Consider the following 21,301-nt stretch of genomic DNA (forward strand, 5'->3'; position numbering starts at 1 on the left):
GGCTTAAGCTCTCCCGCTTGCGGGAGAGGGGGCGCACCGATCTCGCGGTAACCGTAGCGCCTCAAGGCCGCAGATACAGATATCCCTGCGACTGGAGCTCAGCCAGGCGGACCACGCCGCCTTTTTCCGCGCTGACAAAGCCCGGCAGCAGATCCGTCAGCGTGACGTTCTGCGCCTTCATCGTGTTGCCGCAGGCGGCAAGCTCGACGCCGTCCTTGGAGAAGTCGCCAACGCGCTTGCTGATATCGGGGTTGGCCTGCGCCCAGTGAAACGCCTTCAGCGCCGGCCCGTGAATCACCAGCGCGATCGTGACGTGCTCGGGGCCGACGCCGTCGATGTGGTTCTGGATGTTGCCGAGCACGAAATTGACCTTCTCGGCGTCGCTGAGATGGTAGACGACCTTGAGCTTGTTCGACGGCGGAGCCTCGGTCGCGGCCTGTGCGCGGGAGGCGCCGAGCGCCGCACCTAGCGCTGAAGCGGCACTCCACAGGATGTTCCGGCGGTTCATGGCGATCTCCCTCGGCTGCGCCCGAATTTGCCGGACCCATATCACTTGTGGCGCAGCGCGGCGAGTTCCTTGCGGTCGGTCACCAGCGAGGCGCACTCGCTGTTGTCGGTGCGGTCGAGGCGGAAGATCTTGTCGTCGGCGCCGGCGACCAGCGATTGCTCGGCCTCGTCATCCGGCTTGTTGTTCTGCCAGACCCTGACCTGCTCGAGCCGAATGATGGCGGACTTGTTGTCCTTGGACAGCGCCACTTCGATCCCGCCGCCTTCGCAGTCCACGCCGCAGCCGAGACGGACTTCGTCGCCCTGACTGAGAAGCACCGCGTGGCTGCCGCACGACCCGCTGGAGTCGAAGTCGCCGCTGCGATGGCGATACCGGAAGCCCAGGCGGAACGAATTGTGCAGCTGCTTGTCCTCCTTGTCGGTCTCCGCGGAGATCAGCAGCTTCATCGACGCGACCTTTTTGCTTGGGATGCCGCGCCAGATGCTCGGCATCGTAGCGGCGAACGAAGCAGGCATAGGCCTTGTCCCCCGGCGTCCCCGCATAGATGCGGCCCATGAAGGCGTCGGCTTCGGCCTTTGTGGTTTCCCGGACTTTATCGGCCTCATCGGCGTGGGCGACGCCGGTGAACGCGGTAAGGAAAAGCGGCAGGACGAGGGCAAGCTTCATGGTCGCACCGAACGCGTGAGCCGTTGACGGCCCGCGGCAGGACGATCAGGGCCGATTGGCCGTTAGTCGCGGGCGGAAAGCGTCGCGTTCAAGCGTTCCTGGCCGCATGCCTCGAGGGCAGCCTCGCGCAAGGTTCCCGCTTTAACAATTTGGAAGGAGGGGTGTCGGTACACCCCTGGTTGTTGCAGATGACTGGTGGCGGTCAAAATGTCCCTAAGTCAGAACTTGCCCAACCTTGCGATCGGCTATTCCCTTCCGCGGCTGTTCAAGTTGCTGGGAGCCGGCCTGCTGGCGACGCTGCTGTGCGGCGCGCTCGCATTCAGCTGGCACTATGGCAAGGACATCGCCACGATCCAGATCGCGCTCAGCTATTTCGGCATCGTGTTTTTCGGCCTGTCCACCTGCAAGACGCTCTCGACGTTGATCTCCGCCAGGGAGCCGGTCCTCTTCATCACCCGTGTCGGCATTCGCGACACCAGGATCGCCGATGACACCATCTCGTGGAGATCGGTGAGGGACATATCGATCTTTCGGTATCGCAGCCAGAGGATCGTCGTTCTTCAGGTCGATCCTCTTCTTGCCGAGCGGTTCGAAGGCGGCTTTCTGAAGCGCGTCTTGTCGCTGCTGAACAAGCCCATTGGCGCGGACGGCGTGCTCGTCACGGGCGGCCTGACCATGGACGGCGAAACGCTGTTCGAGACCTGCAAGCAATACTGGGCGGCCGGCCGGTTGGCATATTCGGGTCGCGCCGCAACTGAGCCCGAGCCTGTCCATTAAAGCCCGATGTGTGTTGGCTGAACCAGTGGCGGACTTCGTCGCCCTGAGAGCGGCGCTTTAGTCGCCGGTTGGGCCAGAAGGGTTCAAGGCCCTCGCTCCCTGGAACTCGATGTCGCGAGTCCTTCGACATTGTCCCAGTTTGTCAATGTGATAGCCTTCACAGACGATTGCTTCTCGAAGTCGTAGGCTGGGGCCGCCTGTGCAAGTTTGTGGAGTCCCCGCGCAATGGGCGAAATTCGCAACTTCAGATCCGGGAATCAGAACGAGCCGCCTTCGCACGGCGCAATGCCTCGTCGTCTCGCAGCAATCATTGTCGGTGACATCGCGTCCTACAGCCGCTTGATGCAGGCCGACGAGGAAGGCACGCATGTCCGCGTCAAGCGGATCGAGCGGGACCTCATCGAACCCAGCATCGTCGAGCACCATGGAAACCTGGTGAAGACGACGGGCGATGGCTTCATCGCTATTTTCGATAGTCCTGTCGAGGCCGTTCGTTGCAGCATCGTCATCCAGCAGAATCTCATCGGCCGCAATGCCTCGCTTCCGAAGGCTTCCCGGATCGAGTACCGAATTGGCGTCAATCTCGGTGATGTCATCATCGAGCCGGACGACGTTTACGGCGATGGCGTCAACATCGCCACGCGTATCGAGGGCATTGCCGAGCCCGGTCAGGTCTACATCTCGGGCGCGATCTACGAGCAGATCAAGCACAAGGTCGTGTGCGGCTACGAGGCCCTTGGCGACCGCAAGGTGAAGAACATCACCGACCCCGTACGCATCTATCGCGTCCTGCCCGACGCAGATGCCGTCGGCGGGACGCGAGGCCGGCGCGAGAATACCTTGATCTTTCTCCTCGCCTTGACCTTGCTGGTCAGCGCCGCCGGCGTGCTCTGGTATCTTCTGGCGCAGCCCCCCGGCAAGGGAAGCGAGCAGGCCGCCACGCCGCCTGCCGCTCCGGTCGCATCTCCGGCCGCATCTCCTGTCCAGCAGCCTCCGGCACGCGAAACGTCCGTGCCGACGCCGCAACCGTCGCCCTCGTTGGCTTCACCTGCGCCGCCGGCACCGACGCCGACGCCCAGCCAATCGCCGACGCCCGCCAGCGAGCCCGAAATGATCGTCGTTCGCGGCGGTAACTTCACGATGGGAAGCAACGATGATCCGACCGAACGCCCTGTTCACCAGGTCGCGATCAAGCCATTCTCGATCGGCAAATACCCTGTGACGGTGCGGGAGTGGAACGAATGCGCCGCTGCAAAGGCGTGTGGCTTTACAGCGATCGGGAAGGACGACGCCCCCGTCACGAATGTAAGCTGGACCGATGCCCAGCAATATGCGGCCTGGCTCGCGCAGGCGACGAAGAAGTCGTATCGGCTTCCGAGCGAAGCGGAATGGGAATATGCGGCGCGCGGTGGAACGCAGACCAAATATTGGTGGGGCGACAAGCTCCAGCCGGGCATGGCCGGGTGCAAGGATTGCGGTGACGCAGCCGCCGAGCAGCCGGCGAAAGTCGGTAGCTTCAAACCCAATCCATTCGGACTCTACGATATGGGCGGCGGCGTCGATCAGTGGGTCGCCGATTGCTGGCACAGGACTTATCAAGGCGCGCCCAATGACGGGTCGGCATGGAGCGGTGGGGACTGCAGTTCGCACGTCCTGCGCTCGGGCTCCTGGAAGAACGATTCGAGATACGTGCGGCCATCCAACCGCGACGGTTACGATACCAACGTTCGTTACCCGACGCATGGGTTCCGGGTCGCGCTCAGTCCCTGAGTGCAGGAGTAGATCTGATGCAAATCCTTCGCTGCGTTGCGCTGTCGGCGGTGCTCGCATTGCTCCCGGGCGTGGCCTTCTCGCAGGGTAAGGCAGCGCCAAAGGACGCAAAGGTTTATTTCATCACCCCGTATGACGGGCAAAGGGTGCGCGCCGGTTTCCTGGTCCGGTTCGGCTTGCGCAACATGGGCGTGACGCATGCCGGCGACGACTACCAGAACGCCGGCCATCATCATTTGCTGGTCGACGTCAGCGACCCCATCGATCCGAAGGAGCCGATCCCGCAGGACAAGTCGCATCTGCATTTCGGGGCAGGGCAGACCGAAACATTTCTCGAGCTTCCGCCCGGGACCCATACCCTTCAACTGGTGCTGGGCGACGCCAAGCACTATCCGTTCGAGCCGCCGGTCGTGTCGGAGAAGATCACCGTGCGCGTCAGGCCTCCGCCTCAGCGCGGCAAATGATCACCGCATGCTGGCGTTGAACTTGTCCAGCGCCGCCGAGCCCGGGCACAGCGTGTCCGCTTCCAGCGTGTTGAGCGGCGCCTCGACCGTGTTGAGATGCGCGTGCAGGTCGTCGGCATCGGGGTCGACATAGAGCAGGCCGGTGACGATCTGCCCCTTGGCGGCGTGCTTCTGGAGGAAGGTCTGGGCGCCGAGCCGGTCATGCGGATCGTAGTCGGCGTCGATCTTGCGCAGCGCGATCTTGCTGCCGTCGTGCTGCTCGACCAATTGCACCGTGCCCGGCGCGTAGTCGACAGCGATCGGGTCGCGGCCGACCAGCACGTCGAGCCGGTTCACCGCGTCGTTGTGCTCGCGGACATAGTCGAAGCTCTTGGTCGAGCCGGCATGGTTGTTGAAGGCGATGCAGGGGCTGATGACGTCGATGAAGGATGCGCCCTTGTGGCGGATCGCGGCCGCGATCAGCGGCACGAGCTGGGTCTTGTCGCCGGAGAACGAGCGCGCCACGAAGGTTGCGCCCAGTTGCAGCGCGATCGCGACGAGGTCGATGGCGTTGTCGGTGTTGGTCACGCCCTTCTTGGACTTCGAGCCGCGGTCGGCGGTCGCCGAGAACTGGCCCTTGGTCAGGCCGTAAACGCCGTTGTTCTCGACGATATAGGTCATGTTGACGGCGCGCCGGATCGAATGCGCGAACTGGCCGAAGCCGATCGAGGCGGAATCGCCGTCGCCGGAGACGCCGAGATAGATCAGGTCGCGGTTGGCGAGATTGGCGCCGGTCAGCACCGACGGCATGCGGCCGTGCACGGAGTTGAAGCCGTGCGAATTGCCGAGGAAATAGTCCGGCGTCTTCGACGAGCAGCCGATCCCGGAGATCTTCGCCACCCGGTGTGGCTCGATCGAGAGCTCATAGCAGGCCTCGATGATCGAGGCCGTGATCGAATCGTGGCCGCAGCCGGCGCACAGCGTCGAGATCTTGCCCTCGTAGTCGCGATGCGTGTAGCCGAGCTCGTTCTTCTTGAGCCCGGGATGATGGAATTTCGGCTTGGCAATATAGGTCATGACACGGCCTTGCGGAGCGGGGTCACCTTGAGGTGATCCTGGTGGTCGCCAATGGCTTTTGCGATGAAACGGGCGGTGATCGGCGAGCCGTCGTAATGCACGATCGGCACGAGGCGGACGGGGTCGATGCCGTTCTCGTTGACGATGAGCTGCCGCAACTGGGCATCGCGGTTCTGCTCGACCACGTAGACGAAGTCGTGCTCGGCGAGGAAGCTCGCCACGCTCGAATGGAACGGGAAGGCACGGATGCGCAGGCGATCGAGCTGGTGGCCGCGCGCTTCGAGCAGGCCGATCGCCTCGTCCATCGCCGGCGAGGTCGAGCCGAAATAGATCACGCCATATTTGGTCGGCCGTTCCGCATTGGCCTGGAGCGGTCGCGGCACGAGGTCCTGCGCGGTCTCGAACTTGCGCACCAGGCGCTGCATGTTGTCGGCATAGACCGGGCCTTCCTCGGAATATCGCGCATAGCGATCCCGGGAAGTACCGCGGGTAAAATAGGAGCCCTTGGTCGGATGCGTGCCGGGATAGGTGCGGTAGGGGATGCCGTCGCCGTCGACGTCGAGATAGCGGCCGAAGTCGCGGCCTTCCTCCAGCATCTCCGCGGTCATGATCTTGCCGCGGTCATATTGCCGGGCATCGTCCCACTTCAGCGGACGGCAGAGACGGTGGTTCATGCCGATGTCGAGATCGAGCATCAGGAAGATCGTGGTCTGGAGCCGCTCGGCGAGATCGAAGGCGGCCGCCGCGAACTCGAAGGCCTCCGCCGGATCCTCCGGGAACAGCAGCACATGCTTGGTGTCGCCATGCGAGGCATAAGCGCAGGCGATGATGTCGCATTGCTGGGTGCGGGTCGGCATGCCCGTGGAGGGCCCGGCGCGCTGGATGTTCATGATCACCGCGGGTATCTCGGCAAAATATGAAAGGCCGATGAACTCGGTCATCAAGGAAATGCCGGGGCCGGAGGTCGCGGTGAAGGCGCGGGCGCCGTTCCAGGACGCCCCGATCACGATGCCGATCGAGGCCAGCTCGTCCTCGCCCTGCACGATGGCGTATTTCGCCTTGCCGGTCTCAGGATCGTGCCGGTACTTCTTGCAATGGGCGGTGAAGGCTTCCGCCACCGACGAGGATGGCGTGATCGGATACCAGGCGCACACGGTGGCGCCGCCATAGACGGCGCCCAGCGCGGCGGCGCTGTTGCCCTCGATGAAGATGCTGTCGCCGACCTTGTCGGACTTCCTCACCCGCAGCCCGATCGGGCATTTCAGGTTCTGGAGCGCCCAGTCCCGGCCGAGATGCAGCGCGTGGACGTTGGAGGAGAGCAGCTTTTCCTTGCCCTTGTACTGCTCGCCGATCAGCTGCTCGATCAGCTTCGGGTCCATGTCGAGCAGGGCAGAGAGCGCGCCGAGATAGATGATGTTCTTGAACAGCTGGCGCTGGCGCGGATCGGTGTAGGTCGAGTTGGTGATCGCGGTGAGCGGCACGCCGATCACGGTGATGTCGTCGCGGAATTTCGTCGACGGCATCGGCTTGGTGGAATCGTAGAACAGATAGCCGCCCGGCTCGATGCCGGCGACGTCCTTGTCCCAGGTCTGCGGGTTCATCGCCACCATCATGTCGACGCCGCCGCGGGCGCCGAGATGGCCGTCTTCGGTCACCCGCACCTCGTACCAGGTCGGCAGGCCCTGGATGTTGGAGGGGAAGATGTTGCGCGGGGACACCGGCACGCCATGGCGCAGGATCGCGCGCGCGAACATTTCGTTGGCACTGGCCGAGCCCGATCCGTTGACGTTGGCGAAGCGGACGACGAAGTCGTTTACGCTGCTGATCGGCTTTTTGTCGGACATGCTGAACCTGCGTGAGTCATTTCGATCAAATACTTCTGCATGTCCCAGGCTCCGGTGGGACAGCGCTCTGCGCACAGCCCGCAATGCAGGCAGACATCCTCGTCCTTCACCATCACGCGCCCGGTCTTGAGATCGGAGGACACGTAGAGGTCCTGGTCGGGATGCGGCGACGGCGCCTTCAGGCGCTGGCGCAGATCGGCTTCCTCGCCATTCTCCGTGAAGGTGATGCAGTCCATCGGGCAGATGTCGACACAGGCGTCGCATTCGATGCAGAGCGAGGTCGAGAACACGGTCTGTACGTCGCAGTTCAGGCAGCGATGGGCTTCGCCGAGCGCGAGCTTGACGTCGTAGCCGAGCTCGACCTCGGTGCGGATGTCCTTCAGCGCGATCACCTTGTCGCGATGCGGCACCTTGAAGCGCTTGTCGTTGGAGATGTCGTTGTCATAGCTCCATTCGTGGATGCCCATCTTCTGCGACGAGACATGCACCTCCGGCAGCGGCCGCTCGGTGATGTCCTCGCCCGACAGCAGCTTGTGGATAGACAGCGCGGCGTCATGGCCGTGCGCGACCGCCCAGATGATGTTCTTCGGACCGAAGGCGGCGTCGCCGCCGAAGAAGACTTTCGGGTTGGTCGAGGCGAAGGTCTTGGGGTCGACCTTGGGCATGTGCCATTTGTCGAACTCGATGCCGCAATCCTGCTCGATCCAGGGGAAGGCGTTCTCCTGGCCGACCGCGACCAGCACGTCGTCGCAGGGAATGGTCTGATCGGGGTCGCCCGAAGGCACCAGATTGCGGCGGCCTTTGGCGTCGTATTCGGCTTTGACGTGCTGGAAGGTGACGCCGATGAGCTTGCCGGCGACATGCTTGAATGCCACCGGCACCATGTAGTTGAGGATCGGAATATCCTCGTGGATCGCGTCCTCCTTCTCCCAGGGCGAGGCCTTCATCTCCTCGAAGCCGGAGCGCACGATCACCGTGACTTTCTCGCCGCCGAGGCGGCGCGCGGTTCGGCAGCAATCCATCGCGGTGTTGCCGCCGCCAAGCACGATCACGCGTTTGCCGATCTTGTCGATGTGGCCGAACGAGACCGAGGACAGCCAGTCGATGCCGATATGGATGTTGGCGGCGGCCTCCTTCCGGCCGGGAATGTCGAGCTCGCGGCCGCGCGGCGCGCCGGAGCCGACGAAGATCGCGTCGTATTTCTCCGCGAGCAGGGCCTTCATGCTCTCGATGCGATGGCCGCCCTTGAAGTCGACGCCGAGATTGAGGATGTAGCCGGTCTCCTCGTCGATCACCGAATTGGGCAGGCGGAATTTCGGGATCTGCGAGCGCATCATGCCGCCGGCTTCCGGATCGCCGTCGAACACGGTGCAGTGATAGCCGAGCGGCGCCAGATCGCGCGCAACCGTCAGCGAGGCCGGACCGCCGCCGACCAGCGCGACGCGCTTGCCGTTCTTCGGCGACGGCTTCGGCAGGCGCTGCGTGATGTCGTCCTTGAAGTCGGCTGCGACGCGCTTGAGGCGGCAGATCGCGACCGGTGTTTCCTCGACGCGTCCACGCCGGCACGCCGGCTCGCATGGACGATCGCAGGTGCGTCCCAGAATTCCGGGAAACACGTTCGATTGCCAATTGATCATGTAGGCGTCGCTGTAGCGGCCTTGTGCGATCAGTCGGATATATTCGGGAACCGGGGTGTGCGCAGGACAGGCCCACTGGCAATCGACCACTTTGTGAAAGTAGTCGGGGGCCGCGATATCGGTCGGTTTCATTCCTACCCTGTCCGCGCAGGCCCAAAGACCCCGCGGCCTTTTCTTGAGCTTGGCGAACGCTAATGCGCTTCGATCTGGTTTCTGAATGACGTCATTGAGTTAGCTTATTAGAACCGGTCCGAAGTACAACGGCAAAATTGGGGGATCATCCGCTTTCATAGGAGCTGCGCGCGCACAGCATTAACGGCCGCGCGCGGCAATGCGGCGGTGCAATATGTTGCGGTGCATGTAGGCGCGTTAGCGGTGCGCGATGTCGCTCTTCGCAAGGTCCCACATCAGCGCGTAGGTGCCGACGGAGACGGGAAGCGGGAAGGGCGATGCGGCGGGGCCGGTGAAGCGTTCGGCAATGACAGCCGAGACCGCGCCGACATGCGTGCGGTCGATCAGCACGAACCAGTCGCGTGCACCTTCGTTGCGCACTGCCGGAATCTCGGGCATTGCACCCGACAATTCCGGCTCGCTCTCGAGCAGATGCATCGAGATGATGCCGTCGCGCTTGTCCGGCGCCAGCTTTTCTTGCAGTGCATCACGCCATGGCGCGGCATTGTCGGGCGTCGGTCGCAGCCGCACCACGCCGAGCGCAGCTCCGCGTCCGGTGCCGTTGCTGATGGTGACGCGCGCGACGACGCGGAGCATGTCCTTGAAACGCGCCATGGTCTGCCGCGACCAGTCGGTCGGGCTCGCGAGCCGCGCCTTGTAAGGGGGGCCGTCGAGCACGTCGAGCGTCGCGGTCGAATAGAGGCAGAGATATCTGGGATTGGCGGCGTGCGCGACATAGCGCCGTGCTTCCAGGAATCCCTCGATCGCGACACGCTCTTCCAGATGCTCGCGATCGTACCAGCGGTTGAAATCGGCCTCATCGGCCGCGTCGATATTCATCGACGTCAGCAGCATGCCTTTCCCGGCGAGCGGCATTTTTCTTGTCCTCTCATCGCGCGGTCTTCGAAGCGAGGTCGGCGATCGATTTCATGACCGCGTCCCTCACGCCGGCATCATAGAGCGAATGCCCGGCTTCTTCCACGATGCGAATCTCGGAACCCTGCCAGACTTTCGCTAGCCGCTCGGATGTCTCAGGAGGACACAACAGATCGTAGCGGCCCTGCACGATGATGCCGGGAATGCCGGCGAGCCTCCCCGCATTCTGCAGCAGCTGGTTTGCGGTCATGAAGCTGTCGTTGACGAAGTAATGCGCTTCCATGAACGGCGTCGCCGGCAATGTCCGCCAGACGTTCAGCGAGGCGAGGTCGAGCCGCGTCCTTGCGGGCTTGTGCTCGGACAGGGCGCGCTCGGTATCGTGCCAGGCCCGCGCCGCCGGTCCGTGCACGGCCGGATCGGCATCGAGGATGCGGCGCCAATAGGCGACCACCGGCCGGTCCCGCTCCTCGGGCGGCAGCACGCTGAGAAAATCCTCGTGAAGCCCGGGATAGAAATGCGGCAGGCGCACGGTGAAGCCGGCTTCGACTTCCGCCCGCGTGCCCAGGAACGTCGCGCGCAGCGCGATGCCGCGGACGCGCTCGGGATGCGCCTCTGCATACGCCAGCGCCAGCGTCGCGCCCCAGGAGCCGCCGACCACGATCCAGCGTTCGAAGCCGAACTTCTCGCGGATCTTTTCCATGTCGGCGATCAGATGCGCCGTGGTGTTGTGCGCGCGCGAGCCCTTCGGCCGGCTGCGGCCGCAGCCGCGCTGGTCGAACAGCACGGCGCAGAAGCGGTCGGGATCGAACAGGCGGCGATGATCGGGCTGGCAGCCGCTGCCGGGCCCGCCATGGAGGTAGATCGCGGGAATGCCGTCGGTGCGGCCGACGCTCTCGACATAGAGCTCGTGGCCGTCGCCGACGTCGAGCATCTCGGAGGTCAGCGGCGCAAAGGGATCGGCGCGTTTGACCGAACTGGCCGCGTCGGCGTCAGGCGCCATTCTCGGATTCCAGGGTGCCACCGGCAAAGTTGCGGTAGAGGAAGCGGTTGGTCTCGCCCTCGGCCTCGCGCTCGGCCTGCTTGAAGATGGTCTCGTGCAGCGGCGACAGCGCGCAGGCGGGGTCGGTGTTGGCGGCATCGCCGGTCAGCGCGAAGGCCTGGCAGCGGCAGCCGCCGAAATCGATCTCACGGAATTCGCAGGACTTGCACGGTTCCTTCATCCAGCCGGTGCCGCGATAGCGGTTGAAGGCGTCGGAGTTCTGCCAGATCCAGGCGATCGAATGGTTGGAGCGCACGGATTCGAAGTCGAGCCCGGTGATGCTCTCGGCGGCGTGGCAGGGCAGCACCTTGCCGGCCGGCGAGATGTTGAAGAACTGCCGGCCCCAGCCGCCCATGCACTTCTTCGGCCGCAGCGCGTAATAATCCGGCACCACGTAGTCGATCGAAAGTCGGCCCTTGAGCCGTTCCCGCGCTTCCTCGACGAGGCGGGTGCATTCGTCGAGCTGCGCCACCGTCGGCATCAAGGCGGCGCGGTTCTTCAGCGCCCAGCCGTAATATTGCACGTTGGCGACCTCGAGCCGGTCGGCGTCGAGATCGATAGACATCTGGATGATGTCGGGGAGCTGGTGCAGGTTCTGCCGGTGCATCACCGCATTCACGGTGAGCGGCAGATCGAGCTCGCGCGTCCATTTTGCCACTTCGAGCTTCTTGCGGTGGCCGCCTCGGTACCCGGCGACGCGATCGGCGGGGCCCTCCTCGACGCCCTGGAAGCTGATCTGCACGTGACAGAGCCCGGCATCCGCCAGTTCGCCCAGCCTCTCGCGCGTCAGCAGCACGGCCGAAGTGATGAGGTTGGTGTAGAGGCCGACATCGCTGGCATGCTTGACCAGCTCGACGAGGTCCTTCCGCGCCGTCGGCTCGCCGCCGGAGAAATGCACCTGGAGCACGCCGATCTCGGCGAGCTCGCTCAGCACCTTCTTCCATTCCTCGGTGGTCAGCTCCTTGCCGGAGCGGTCGAGCTCGACCGGGTTGGAGCAATAGGGACATTGCAGCGGGCAGCGATGCGTGATCTCGAGCAGCACGGCGAGCGGAATGCCAAAGGTCTCCGCCGTCGAACGCTGCTTCTCCAGCACCGCGAGGCTGTCGCTGGCGTCGGGCGGAACGGTGGGACTGCCGAGCACATCGCTCATGACGTCTTCTCCCGGGCCTCGGTGAGGAAGCCCTTGTCGGCGAGATCCTGGAGCATGGCGATGACGTCGGTCAGGATCGCCTCGCGCGGCGCGGCGTATTTCGCCGCCAGCTGGTCGGAGACGTCGCCGACGCTACGCTCGCCATTGCAGAGCTGCAAGACCTCGACCGCGATCTCGTCCGGCGCCAGCACGCGTTCCGGCGCCAGGATCACCCAGACTTTGCGCGTCTCGTCGTATTTCAGCTTGGCATGCCGGGGCAGCACGGGGCGGCTGGCCTCGCTGACACTGATATGACGCGGCCCGGCCATGACGGTTCCTCTTCAGCTCGCCTTGGGCACGAAAGCGCCCGGCGGAATGTGGCCCTCGACATAGGCGTGCTGGAGCGCATCCAGCTGCACCCACAGCACGTTGGTCTTGAAGATCAGTGCGTTGCACACCTGCGCGCGCTGTTCCGGCGTCGTGGCATGCGCCTTGACATAGTCGAGCGCGAAGCCGGCATCGCGCGGTGCCTGCGCCAGGCGCCGCTTGAAGTAGCTCATGATGTCTGGATTGACGAAGTCGTAGTGCTCCAGCATGCCGGCGATGCGCTCTTCGTGCAGGTTCGGCGCGAACAGTTCCGTGAGCGAGGAGGCGATCGCCTCCAGCGGGCTCTTCTCGCGGCAGTAGTGCACATAGGCCTCCACCGCGAAGCGTGTGGCGGGGAGAATGCCTTCCGTCGATTCCACATAGGCGGTGTCGAGCCCGAGTCCTTCGGTCAGCTTCAGCCAGCGCTCGATGCCGCCTTCGGAGCCGACATCGCCGTCATGGTCCTCGATGCGGTGGCGCCATTCCAGGCGCGTGGCGCGGTCGCGGAAGCGCGAGATCACCACCGCGTCCTTGATCGGGATCGTGCTCTGGTAATAGTAGCGGTTGAGCGCCCAGGCCTGCACCTGGCCCTTGTTCAGCTTGCCGCCGTGCAGCAGCTTATGGAACGGATGCAGGCTGTGATAGCGGGTCGCGCCGATATGGCGCAGCGTCGCCTCCAGCTCCTCGGCCGAGTTGAGCCTGATATCCTTGCCGATCGAGAGCGCGGTCATTCCAGTCAGTGATGCGGCATTCACAGCACGATCTCCGTTCCATCAGCGGGTATCTGCCAGCCCGCCTGCTCGGCCGCTTTCCGCTCGGGTGAAGCGGGCAGCAGCGCCGGATTCGAGTTATTGATATGCAGAAACAGCTTCCTGTCGATATCGAGATCGGCCAGCCGCGCGATCGCGCCGTCGTCGCCGGACATCGCGACGTGTCCCATGCTCTTGCCGGTCTTGTGGCCGAGCCCGGCCCTGATCATCTCGTCGTCCTGCCAGACCGTGCCGTCGAAGAACACCAGCGCGGCGCCGTCGATCTCGGCCTTGAGCGCGTCGGTCACTTCGGCGCAGGCGGCTATGAAGTAGAAGCACTTGCCGGTCGTCTTGTCGGTGATCTTCAGGCCCAGCGTATCGCCGTCGCCGGTCTCGCCGCCCGGATGTGCCTTGCCTTCCAGATACCAGGCCGACTTGCCCGGCACCGCGAAGGGCAGCACCTCGATTCCGGACCGCGCGCCGTCAGGCAGCCGCGGCTCGAACGGCTCGCCGATGGCGATCGGCTGCCGCCGCACGTTCTTTTCGTTCAGCACGTTGAAGATGCTGTTGGCGCTGAGGATCGCCAGCACCTTCTCATGCGCATAGATCGTGAAGGGCGAGCCCTCGCGCATCGACAGCAGCCCCGCCACGGCATCCACCTCGCCATTGGTCAGGATCACGCCCGCGACCGGCGTATGACGCAACGCGCCCGCCTTGGGGTGCAGTTGCGGCGTGGCATTCAATTGCTGGCGAAGATCGGGAGAGGCGTTGATCAGGAACCAATGCTCGCCGTCGCCGCTGAAGGCGACCGAGGCCTGGGTTCGCAAAAGCTCATCGCCGATGGCACGGGCCGCGCGGCAACCTTCGCAGCCGCAGTTCCATTGCGGCACTCCGCCGCCGGCCCCGGCGCCCAGGACGACGACGCGAAGCATGATCCGTCTCCTGGAGGCAACGTCGCGAGGTGGATCTCAGGTCGACACAAAATCTATCTTCCGGAAACGCATCGTGACCGGAAGACAGCGCAACCGAGAGTGCTCGACCGAAAGAACCACCTGCGCAGAACGCAAACTCACCAACCGCTTACTTGCGGGTGGCGCTCACATACATGTTGATTTCCATGCCGCAGGGCACTTCGACGATCTTCGGGGCTTTCCAGGCCATTTGGCTCTCCATTTTTATGAATTCGGACGTATCCGCCCACGGGCTAAACTACTGCGGGGGGAAAAGTTCGCCAGTGAAATTTTCCCGACCTAAGTAGTAGGCCGCCGGAATTGCTGCATTGCAAAGAGAGCGTATTGCGGCCTTAAAGATGAGCCAATGACATAAGAAAAATAGCCGATAGGTCGTGATCCCTGTCCCGGATAAACCAGTTGTGAGGATAGAACGGCTTCCAATCGGCTACAGGCGACCCCATTGGATCGAGGCATGCCCAGATATTTCTTCAACACCCGTATTGGCGACGAACTGATCGTGGATCCCGACGGCGAGGACCTGCGCAACCCCGATCGCGCCTGGGAGGTCGCCCGCCAGATGATCCTGGAGGTCCTGAAATCGGAGGGGACCCAGCCGGCGTTGATGGAGGCGGTCATCGAGGTCACCGACGTCGACGGCGAGGTCGTGCTGGAGTTCCCCTTCACCGAGGCGCTGCTGGACATGCCGGTTCAGTCCGCGACCAGACACTGAGGCCCCCAGCTCCCTCCACCGTCATTGCGAGCGCAGCGAAGCAATCCAGAATCCCTCCGCGGAGACAGTCTGGATTGCTTCCGCCTTCGCTAAAGCTTCGGCGGACAAGTCGCTTCGCTCGCAATGACGGAAAATGAGGCGCCATCCGAACCCAAACCCGCCCTTCGCCCCCGCGAAATCCGCATGGCTTTGCCGCGTTCCCGGCGCTAAAAGACGCCGGTCATACGGAGCAAGTCATGCAAGATCTCTGGCGCCTGTCGGCCGCCGACCTCGCCACCCTCGTCAAGGCCAAAAAGGTGTCCGCCAGGGAGGCGGCCAAGGCCGGCCTCGACCGCCTGGACGCCGTCAATCCAAAGCTTAACGCCGTGATCGACCACCGGCCGGAGGACGTGCTCAAGCAGGCCGACGCCGTCGATGCCGCAATTAGCCGGGGCGAGGACCCCGGCGTGCTGGCCGGCGTCCCCGTCACCATCAAGGCCAATGTCGACCAGGAGGGCTTTGCCACCACCAACGGCTTGAAACTCCAGCGCGACCTGATCGCGCGCGAGGACAACCCGGTGGTCGCCAATTTCCGCAAAGCCGGCGCGATCCTGCTCGGCCGCACCAATTGCCCGGCCTTCTCCTATCGCTGGTTCACCACCAACCTGGTCCATGGCGACACCAAGAACCCCCGCGATGCCGCGCTGACGCCGGGCGGCTCGTCCGGTGGCGCCGGCTCGGCGGTCGCGGCCGGCATCGGCCACATCGCCCATGGCACCGACATCGCCGGCTCGATCCGCTATCCCGCCTATGCCTGCGGCGTGCATGGCCTGCGCCCGACCCTCGGCCGCATCCCCGCCTTCAATCCGGCGCTGCCGGAGCGTCCAATCGGCCCGCAGATCATGGCTGTGTCGGGCCCCCTGGCGCGCACCGTCAACGACATCAGGATTTCGCTCGCGGCCATGGCGGCCCGCGACGTGCGCGACCCCTGGTATGTGCCGGCGCCGCTGGAAGGCCCCGCGCGGCCGAAGCGCGCCGCGCTCTGTCTCAATCCGGACGGCCTTGCGACCACGCCGGAGGTGAAGGCGGCGGTGACCGATGCCGGCAAGCGCCTCGGGCGTGCCGGGTGGACCGTCGATGTGATCGAGAACACCCCGCCGATGCGCGAAGCGGTCGAGTGGCAGATCAAGCTTTGGCTCGGCGACGGCTATGAGGCGCAGTTAGAGGCGGCCGAGCGCGAGGGCGATCCCGGCGCGCTGGCCTGCCTGCGCGGCAACCGCGGCAGGGTGACGCCAATGGACCAGGCGAATTACGCAAAGGCGTTGACCCGCCGCGCCACGCTGACCCGCGACTGGATGCTGTTCTTCGAGAAGTATGCGGTGCTGCTGACGCCGGTCTCCGGCGAATTGCCGTTCCCGGATCATCTCGACCGCAAGGACGAGGAGTCCTTCAAGCGGGTCTGGGAGGCGCAATTGCCGCAGATCGCGATTCCGTTCATGGGCCTGCCGGGCCTCGTCGTCTCCACCGGCCTCGTCGGCAAGGCGCCGGTCGGCGTGCATATTGTGTCCGGCCGCTACCGCGAGGATCTGTGTCTGCTTGCCGGCGAAGCGATCGAGGCGGGCGGCGTGCCGCCGTCGCCGATCGATCCCGTGGGTTAGCGATGTCCGCGATCTACGACTTCAAGGCCAACTCGCTTCTCGGCGAGGAAGTCGCCCTGCGTCGCTTCGAGGGGCAGGTGCTCCTGATCGTCAACACCGCGAGCAAATGCGGCTTCACGCCGCAATATCGCGGCCTTGAGGATCTCTATCGCGATCTCTCGCCGCGCGGCTTCTCGGTGCTGGGCTTTCCCTGCAACCAGTTCGGCGCGCAGGAGCCGGGGCAGGCGAGCGAGATCCAGGAATTCTGCTCGACCCATTACGACGTCACCTTTCCCCTGTTCGAGAAGATCGACGTCAACGGCGCCAATGCGCATCCCTTGTATGAGTACCTGAAACGCCAGCAATCCGGCCTGTTGGGCGCCTCCATCAAATGGAATTTCACCAAATTCCTGGTGGACCGTGCCGGTCGGGTGATCGCGCGCTACGCGCCGACCGCACGGCCCGAAGGATTGCGGCAGCAAATCGAGACCCTGTTATGAGCGAGACAATCATGAGCGACGAATTTCCGGACCGCCTGTCGGTCGATCCGAACAGCCCCTATTACAACGCGGACATCCTGGCGCGCGACGTCGGCATCCGCTTCAAGGGCATTGAGAAGACCAATGTCGAGGAGTACTGCATCAGCGAAGGCTGGGTCCGCGTCACCGCCGGCAACGCCAAGGACCGCTACGGCAACCCGCTGACCATCAAGGTGCATGGGCCGGTGGAGCCGTATTTCAGGGACAAGAAGTAGTCTCGCACAGCCTCTCCACACGTCATTGCAAGGCGCACGCTCTCTCCCCGTCATTGCGAGCGAAGCGAAGCAATCCAGAATCTTTCCGCCGTGACAGTCTGGATTGCTTCGCTGCGCTCGCAATGACGAAAGTGAAAGGCCACACCCCATGTCCGTCCGCATCGTCGACGTCCGCGAGATCACCAAGCCGATCTCATCGCCGATCCGCAACGCCTATATCGACTTCACCAGGATGACGACGAGCCTCGTTGCCGTCGTCACCGACGCCGTAGCGGACGGCAAGCGCGTCGTCGGCTACGGCTTCAACTCCAACGGTCGCTACGGGCAGGGCGGCCTGATCCGCGAGCGCTTCGCCTCGCGCATCCTGGAGGCCGATCCGAAATCGCTGCTGGATGCGGCCGGCGACAATCTCGACCCCGACAAGGTCTGGGCCGCGATGATGACCAACGAGAAGCCGGGCGGCCACGGCGAGCGCTCGGTCGCGGTCGGCACCATCGACATGGCGGTGTGGGACGCGGTGGCGAAGATCGCGGGCAAGCCGCTGTTCCGCCTGCTCGCCGAACGTCACGGCGTCAAAGCCAATCCGCGCGTGTTCGTCTACGCCGCCGGCGGCTACTACTATCCCGGCAAGGATCTCTCGATGCTGCGCGGCGAGATGCGCGGCTATCTCGACCGCGGCTACAACGTCGTCAAGATGAAGATCGGCGGCGCTGATATCGACGAGGACCGCACCCGCATCGAGGCGGTGCTGAAGGAGATCGGCAAGGACGCGCAGCTCGCCGTCGACGCCAACGGCCGCTTCAACCTGGAAACCGGCATCGCCTACGCCAAGATGCTGCGGGATTATCCCTTGTTCTGGTACGAGGAGGTCGGCGATCCCCTCGACTACGCGCTGCAGGCCGCGCTCGCCGAATTCTATCCCGGCCCGATGGCGACAGGCGAAAACCTGTTCAGTCACCAGGACGCCCGCAACCTGATCCGCTACGGCGGCATGCGTCCTGATCGCGACTGGCTGCAATTCGACTGCGCGCTGTCCTATGGCCTGTGCGAATACCAGCGTACGCTCGAAGTGCTGAAGACCCATGGCTGGTCGCCGAGCCGCTGCATCCCGCATGGCGGCCACCAGATGTCGCTCAACATCGCCGCCGGCCTCGGCTTAGGGGGCAACGAGAGCTACCCCGACCTGTTCCAGCCCTATGGCGGCTTCCCGGATGGCGTCCGCGTCGAGAACGGCCACATCACCATGCCGGATCTTCCCGGCATCGGCTTCGAGGGCAAATCGGATCTCTACAAGGAGATGAAGACGCTGGCGGAGTAGTATTGGAGCGCGAAGGCCGCGCTAGTTATTCAGTGTCGTCCCGGCGAAGGCCGGGACCCATAACCCCAGGGAGGTGTTATGGGGCGAACTGGCAACTCCGAATCTTCGCCAAATCCAATCCTGTGGTTATGGGTCCCGGCCTTCGCCGGGACGACGTTGAGGAGGCAGCTCGCATCTCGCGCAACGCATCCTCAAACTCCGCTGTCATGCTCCGCCTAGTGCGCAATTGCGCACGGGGTCGTCACCCCACCACCGCCATCTGTGTCGCCACCATCGGCTGCCGTACACCATACATCAGCGTTCGCCATAGCCATTCGATCGGGCCGTATCGGTAGTGGCGCAGCCACCATGCGCTGAACAGCACCTGTCCAACGTAGACGGTGATGCCGATGGCGAGGGCCTGGGTGATGCCAAGCCGCCCGAACAGACCAAGGCCGTAGCCGTAAAATATCCAGCCGAAGATAAGGGATTGTGCGACGTAGTTGGTGAACGCCATCCGGCCCAACGGCGCGGCCCAGCCAAGCAGCCTCTTGCCGTGCTCGAAACTGGCGATGCCAAGAATGGCGGCGCCATAGCCCAGCGCCAGCAGGATGGTGCCAAGTGGCTCCCTGCCGATATACATCAATGCGGCGCCAAAACCGATGCAGAGGGGCGCGATGACGAGCAGGCCACGGACATTCTGCAAAATTCCGCTGCGCCACGCGAGCGCTCCGACAAGAAACAGCCCGATCGTGCGCAAAAAGACGAACGCGTGCAGAGACGCGATGAGAGGAATTTCGCGGAGACGGAACGCTAATACGTCGAGGAGGCCGCCCGTCGCATAAATGCGATTTGCATCCATGACGTCCCGCCAGATCGCAGCCCTGCTGGGAAACAATCCAGCCGGCGGAAAGGCCTGCATTGCCAGGTACAGCGCCAGGAACGCCAGCGCGGAGAGCGTCAGTAGCCAGCGCGAACCAGACAGGAACGGCAGCACGATGAACCCCGCCAAAGCATATTCGGTGAGGATATCGCCGTTCCAGATCAGGCATAAGTGAATGACGCCGAACACCAGCAGCACAGCGAGCCGGCGCATGAGGAGCGAAATGCGGCGCTCGCTGTTCGTCAGCCGATCGAATTGAATGGCAAGGCCTGCGCCGAACAGCAGCGAAAACAGCGCAAACGCCTTGAGTTCGACCGCCTGTGTCAGGATCGTTTCGATGGCGCGATCGATCGGCGAGGCGAGCGTCTTGGGGCCAAGAAATTGCTCGAAGATCGAAATGCGAAATTCCATGACGAGGTTGATGGCCATGACGCCGAACAGGGCGACGCCGCGCAACACGTCGATCGCGTCAATTCGCTCCGTAGCATTTGTTGGCCGGGGAGATGCGGCGCCATCGGAAGTCATCGCGGTATGAATTCCAATTGCGCCTTGGCGTATTTCGTCCTCTTACGACAACCGCATGTCCAGCAGTCGCCGGCCTTCGCCCTTCAGCAGCTTCTTCACCGCGCTCGACGCCACGACCTCGCCGTCATTGGCATAGGCCTCGTGGTTCTTCTCGATGTCGTCGAGGCGGTAAAGGTAGTTGACCATCACGCCAGCGGACTCGCGCACGCCCTTTGGCGAGAGGTCGCCGAGCCAGTTGATGCGCTCGAGCCGTGCGCCGTTACCGAGATGGAAGCGGGCGACGGAATCGATCAGCTTGCCCTTCGGCGTGCGCGCCTTCAGGAAGTAATAGGCCGCGAGCGGCTCGATCACGGCGCGTAGCAGCGCGGTCGTCTCGGGGTTCTCGAACCATTTGGGATCGTCGAGGCGCTTCAGCACCTCGCGGTCCTCGTCCGAGAGCGGCAGGTCCTTGTCCTGCTTCACCCATTGCATGAAGCCCGGCACCGGCGACAGCGTCACGAAGGTGTCGAGTTTTGGCGTCTCGCGGCGCAGTTCTTCCACCACCTGCTTGATCAGGAAGCTGCCGAAGGAGATGCCGCCCAGGCCCCGCTGGGTGTTGGAGATCGAATAGAACACCGCGGTGCGCGCGCGCTCGATCGGCAGATGCTGGCGGTCGACCGCGAGCAGCGGCGCGATCGCGCCGGGGATCGTTTCGGTCAGCGCCACCTCGACGAAAATCAGGGGCTCGTCCACCATCGCGGGATGGAAGAAGGCGTAGCAGCGGCGGTCGACCGGATCGATGCGGCGGCGCAGATCGTCCCAGTCGCTGATCTCGTGCACGGCTTCATAGCGGATGATCTTTTCGAGGATGTTGGCCGGAGTTGACCAGTCGATCCTGCGCAGCACGAGAAACCCCCTGTTGAACCACGAAGAGAGCAGATGCGAGACGTCGCGATCGAGCGCGGCAAGATCGGTGTGCCCGTTCATCATGCCGAGCAAATCGGCGCGCATGTTGACGAGGTCGCCGGTGCCGCCGGGCGCGCGGTTGAGACGGCGGATCAGCTCCTGCCGCCGCGGCTCGGAGGCGAAGTGCAGCGAGCTCGCGTCTTCGTCACTGGGCCTGGCGCGCCATTTTTCGATCGCCTTGGACAGGCGTTCGCGATCGGGACCGAAATCGCGCACCAGGGCTTCGAAGAAGGCGCGGCGTCCTGCCGCATCCAACTCCTGGTAGATGTCGAGCACCTCACGCGCCATGGCAGTGCCCGAAGCTTCGCCACGACCGGACAGCAGCGCACCGCAGAGCTCGATCAGCCCGTCGGCATCGTGCTTGGTGTCGTCGGAATCCCCGCGGCGCAGCAGCGTGCGGCCGCGATCGGAGATTGTGGCGAGCAGGTCTGAGAAGAAGGCGTTGGCCATCTGGGCTTTTCGATTCCGGTTTGTGCGCTGCGGAAGCTTACACGGGATTTAGGCGGAAGCCGATCACAATCAAGCAGAGGAATTTTGTATCTTTCG

21 protein-coding genes and 1 pseudogene are annotated in these 21,301 nt (G+C 63.9%); 8 read left to right on the forward strand and 14 right to left on the reverse strand.

Annotated features, from left to right (window positions below; translation table 11 throughout):
• Positions 1 to 61: 61 nt before the first annotated feature.
• Together XI08_RS40875 and XI08_RS40880 are read right to left on the reverse strand one after the other, a co-directional pair.
• Positions 62 to 508 carry a DsrE family protein gene (locus XI08_RS40875; RefSeq protein ID WP_271578782.1) on the reverse strand — a complete coding sequence of 149 codons (447 nt, stop codon included), beginning with the start codon at positions 506 to 508 and terminating at the stop codon, positions 62 to 64.
• A gap of 41 nt (positions 509 to 549) precedes the next feature.
• A pseudogene (locus XI08_RS40880) lies at positions 550 to 1,174 on the reverse strand (hypothetical protein).
• Positions 1,175 to 1,381: 207 nt separating this feature from the next.
• On the opposite strand from XI08_RS40880, the gene XI08_RS40885 reads away from it, so the two are divergent.
• The 3 genes from XI08_RS40885 to XI08_RS40895 all read left to right on the forward strand — a co-directional run bounded on the left by XI08_RS40885 (position 1,382) and on the right by XI08_RS40895 (position 4,185).
• Positions 1,382 to 1,951 carry an STM3941 family protein gene (locus tag XI08_RS40885; protein WP_027546885.1) on the forward strand — a complete coding sequence of 190 codons (570 nt, stop codon included), beginning with the start codon at positions 1,382 to 1,384 and terminating at the stop codon, positions 1,949 to 1,951.
• 225 nt (positions 1,952 to 2,176) lie between these two features.
• A complete protein-coding gene (locus tag XI08_RS40890) occupies positions 2,177 to 3,721 on the forward strand; it encodes an SUMF1/EgtB/PvdO family nonheme iron enzyme (RefSeq protein WP_271578783.1) in 1,545 nt (514 codons plus the stop codon).
• A 17-nt stretch (positions 3,722 to 3,738) separates the two neighbouring features.
• Positions 3,739 to 4,185, forward strand: a complete 447-nt coding sequence (locus XI08_RS40895) for a DUF4399 domain-containing protein (RefSeq protein WP_271578784.1) — start codon at positions 3,739 to 3,741, stop codon at positions 4,183 to 4,185.
• Here the strand turns inward: XI08_RS40895 and XI08_RS40900 are convergent, their stop codons facing one another.
• The 10 genes from XI08_RS40900 to pqqA all read right to left on the reverse strand — a co-directional run bounded on the left by XI08_RS40900 (position 4,186) and on the right by pqqA (position 14,213).
• A complete protein-coding gene (locus XI08_RS40900) occupies positions 4,186 to 5,241 on the reverse strand; it encodes a 2-oxoacid:ferredoxin oxidoreductase subunit beta (RefSeq protein ID WP_271578785.1) in 1,056 nt (351 codons plus the stop codon).
• Positions 5,238 to 7,085, reverse strand: a complete 1,848-nt coding sequence (locus XI08_RS40905; protein WP_271578786.1) for a 2-oxoacid:acceptor oxidoreductase subunit alpha — start codon at positions 7,083 to 7,085, stop codon at positions 5,238 to 5,240. The genes XI08_RS40900 and XI08_RS40905 overlap by 4 nt, the downstream gene beginning before the upstream one ends.
• Positions 7,055 to 8,854, reverse strand: a complete 1,800-nt coding sequence (locus XI08_RS40910; RefSeq protein ID WP_271578787.1) for an FAD-dependent oxidoreductase — start codon at positions 8,852 to 8,854, stop codon at positions 7,055 to 7,057. Before XI08_RS40910 ends, XI08_RS40905 begins: the two co-directional genes overlap by 31 nt.
• 237 nt (positions 8,855 to 9,091) lie before the next feature.
• Complete coding sequence (locus XI08_RS40915; protein WP_271578788.1) at positions 9,092 to 9,769, reverse strand: DUF4286 family protein; 678 nt, start codon at positions 9,767 to 9,769, stop codon at positions 9,092 to 9,094.
• A 13-nt stretch (positions 9,770 to 9,782) separates the two neighbouring features.
• The gene (gene pip / locus XI08_RS40920) at positions 9,783 to 10,769 is read right to left on the reverse strand and encodes a prolyl aminopeptidase (protein WP_271578789.1); all 987 of its coding nucleotides are present in this window, start codon (positions 10,767 to 10,769) and stop codon (positions 9,783 to 9,785) included.
• Positions 10,759 to 11,958, reverse strand: a complete 1,200-nt coding sequence (pqqE, locus tag XI08_RS40925; protein ID WP_271578790.1) for a pyrroloquinoline quinone biosynthesis protein PqqE — start codon at positions 11,956 to 11,958, stop codon at positions 10,759 to 10,761. Before pqqE ends, pip begins: the two co-directional genes overlap by 11 nt.
• The gene (gene pqqD / locus XI08_RS40930; RefSeq protein WP_027546876.1) at positions 11,955 to 12,266 is read right to left on the reverse strand and encodes a pyrroloquinoline quinone biosynthesis peptide chaperone PqqD; all 312 of its coding nucleotides are present in this window, start codon (positions 12,264 to 12,266) and stop codon (positions 11,955 to 11,957) included. The genes pqqE and pqqD overlap by 4 nt, the downstream gene beginning before the upstream one ends.
• A gap of 12 nt (positions 12,267 to 12,278) precedes the next feature.
• Positions 12,279 to 13,034 carry a pyrroloquinoline-quinone synthase PqqC gene (gene pqqC, locus XI08_RS40935; RefSeq protein WP_371090218.1) on the reverse strand — a complete coding sequence of 252 codons (756 nt, stop codon included), beginning with the start codon at positions 13,032 to 13,034 and terminating at the stop codon, positions 12,279 to 12,281.
• Positions 13,035 to 13,054: 20 nt separating this feature from the next.
• Complete coding sequence (gene pqqB, locus XI08_RS40940; protein WP_271578791.1) at positions 13,055 to 13,984, reverse strand: pyrroloquinoline quinone biosynthesis protein PqqB; 930 nt, start codon at positions 13,982 to 13,984, stop codon at positions 13,055 to 13,057.
• Positions 13,985 to 14,132: 148 nt separating this feature from the next.
• A complete protein-coding gene (pqqA, locus tag XI08_RS40945) occupies positions 14,133 to 14,213 on the reverse strand; it encodes a pyrroloquinoline quinone precursor peptide PqqA (RefSeq protein ID WP_007595659.1) in 81 nt (26 codons plus the stop codon).
• Between the two features lie 264 nt (positions 14,214 to 14,477).
• Between pqqA and XI08_RS40950 the strand changes: the two genes are divergently transcribed.
• The 5 genes from XI08_RS40950 to tarD all read left to right on the forward strand — a co-directional run bounded on the left by XI08_RS40950 (position 14,478) and on the right by tarD (position 18,423).
• A complete protein-coding gene (locus XI08_RS40950; RefSeq protein ID WP_027546873.1) occupies positions 14,478 to 14,735 on the forward strand; it encodes a DUF6894 family protein in 258 nt (85 codons plus the stop codon).
• A 236-nt stretch (positions 14,736 to 14,971) separates the two neighbouring features.
• Positions 14,972 to 16,372, forward strand: coding sequence for an amidase family protein (locus tag XI08_RS40955; protein WP_271578792.1), 1,401 nt, complete (start codon positions 14,972 to 14,974; stop codon positions 16,370 to 16,372).
• Between the two features lie 2 nt (positions 16,373 to 16,374).
• On the forward strand, positions 16,375 to 16,851 hold the full coding sequence (locus XI08_RS40960) for a glutathione peroxidase (protein WP_092184958.1): 477 nt from the start codon (positions 16,375 to 16,377) through the stop codon (positions 16,849 to 16,851).
• Entirely contained in the window at positions 16,848 to 17,105 is a 258-nt protein-coding gene (locus XI08_RS40965; protein ID WP_027548492.1) for a DUF3297 family protein, read from the forward strand. Before XI08_RS40960 ends, XI08_RS40965 begins: the two co-directional genes overlap by 4 nt.
• A gap of 148 nt (positions 17,106 to 17,253) precedes the next feature.
• Positions 17,254 to 18,423 carry a D(-)-tartrate dehydratase gene (gene tarD / locus XI08_RS40970; RefSeq protein ID WP_271578793.1) on the forward strand — a complete coding sequence of 390 codons (1,170 nt, stop codon included), beginning with the start codon at positions 17,254 to 17,256 and terminating at the stop codon, positions 18,421 to 18,423.
• A gap of 241 nt (positions 18,424 to 18,664) precedes the next feature.
• Here tarD and XI08_RS40975 read toward each other — a convergent pair whose 3' ends face one another.
• Both XI08_RS40975 and XI08_RS40980 read right to left on the reverse strand, forming a co-directional pair.
• A complete protein-coding gene (locus XI08_RS40975; RefSeq protein ID WP_271578794.1) occupies positions 18,665 to 19,810 on the reverse strand; it encodes a DUF418 domain-containing protein in 1,146 nt (381 codons plus the stop codon).
• Positions 19,811 to 19,852: 42 nt separating this feature from the next.
• Entirely contained in the window at positions 19,853 to 21,205 is a 1,353-nt protein-coding gene (locus tag XI08_RS40980; protein WP_027547340.1) for a malonyl-CoA decarboxylase, read from the reverse strand.
• Positions 21,206 to 21,301 lie beyond the last annotated feature (96 nt).

The organism is Bradyrhizobium sp. CCBAU 11361 (genome assembly GCF_028128935.1).
GTDB classification, from domain to species: Bacteria; Pseudomonadota; Alphaproteobacteria; order Rhizobiales; family Xanthobacteraceae; genus Bradyrhizobium; species Bradyrhizobium niftali.

Bases quoted from the DNA above. Each gene is read 5' to 3' on its own strand.
- XI08_RS40960 (WP_092184958.1), top strand. From the start codon at position 16,375: ATGTCCGCGATCTACGACTTCAAGGCCAACTCGCTTCTCGGCGAGGAA.
- XI08_RS40910 (WP_271578787.1), bottom strand. From the start codon at position 8,854: ATGAAACCGACCGATATCGCGGCCCCCGACTACTTTCACAAAGTGGTC.
- pqqC (WP_371090218.1), bottom strand. From the start codon at position 13,034: ATGACCGCGCTCTCGATCGGCAAGGATATCAGGCTCAACTCGGCCGAG.
- XI08_RS40975 (WP_271578794.1), bottom strand. From the start codon at position 19,810: ATGACTTCCGATGGCGCCGCATCTCCCCGGCCAACAAATGCTACGGAG.
- XI08_RS40955 (WP_271578792.1), top strand. From the start codon at position 14,972: ATGCAAGATCTCTGGCGCCTGTCGGCCGCCGACCTCGCCACCCTCGTC.
- XI08_RS40980 (WP_027547340.1), bottom strand. From the start codon at position 21,205: ATGGCCAACGCCTTCTTCTCAGACCTGCTCGCCACAATCTCCGATCGC.
- XI08_RS40915 (WP_271578788.1), bottom strand. From the start codon at position 9,769: ATGCCGCTCGCCGGGAAAGGCATGCTGCTGACGTCGATGAATATCGAC.
- XI08_RS40965 (WP_027548492.1), top strand. From the start codon at position 16,848: ATGAGCGAGACAATCATGAGCGACGAATTTCCGGACCGCCTGTCGGTC.
- pqqD (WP_027546876.1), bottom strand. From the start codon at position 12,266: ATGGCCGGGCCGCGTCATATCAGTGTCAGCGAGGCCAGCCGCCCCGTG.
- XI08_RS40875 (WP_271578782.1), bottom strand. From the start codon at position 508: ATGAACCGCCGGAACATCCTGTGGAGTGCCGCTTCAGCGCTAGGTGCG.
- tarD (WP_271578793.1), top strand. From the start codon at position 17,254: ATGTCCGTCCGCATCGTCGACGTCCGCGAGATCACCAAGCCGATCTCA.
- pqqE (WP_271578790.1), bottom strand. From the start codon at position 11,958: ATGAGCGATGTGCTCGGCAGTCCCACCGTTCCGCCCGACGCCAGCGAC.
- XI08_RS40890 (WP_271578783.1), top strand. From the start codon at position 2,177: ATGGGCGAAATTCGCAACTTCAGATCCGGGAATCAGAACGAGCCGCCT.
- XI08_RS40900 (WP_271578785.1), bottom strand. From the start codon at position 5,241: ATGACCTATATTGCCAAGCCGAAATTCCATCATCCCGGGCTCAAGAAG.
- XI08_RS40895 (WP_271578784.1), top strand. From the start codon at position 3,739: ATGCAAATCCTTCGCTGCGTTGCGCTGTCGGCGGTGCTCGCATTGCTC.
- pip (WP_271578789.1), bottom strand. From the start codon at position 10,769: ATGGCGCCTGACGCCGACGCGGCCAGTTCGGTCAAACGCGCCGATCCC.
- pqqB (WP_271578791.1), bottom strand. From the start codon at position 13,984: ATGCTTCGCGTCGTCGTCCTGGGCGCCGGGGCCGGCGGCGGAGTGCCG.
- XI08_RS40950 (WP_027546873.1), top strand. From the start codon at position 14,478: ATGCCCAGATATTTCTTCAACACCCGTATTGGCGACGAACTGATCGTG.
- XI08_RS40905 (WP_271578786.1), bottom strand. From the start codon at position 7,085: ATGTCCGACAAAAAGCCGATCAGCAGCGTAAACGACTTCGTCGTCCGC.
- XI08_RS40885 (WP_027546885.1), top strand. From the start codon at position 1,382: ATGTCCCTAAGTCAGAACTTGCCCAACCTTGCGATCGGCTATTCCCTT.
- pqqA (WP_007595659.1), bottom strand. From the start codon at position 14,213: ATGGCCTGGAAAGCCCCGAAGATCGTCGAAGTGCCCTGCGGCATGGAA.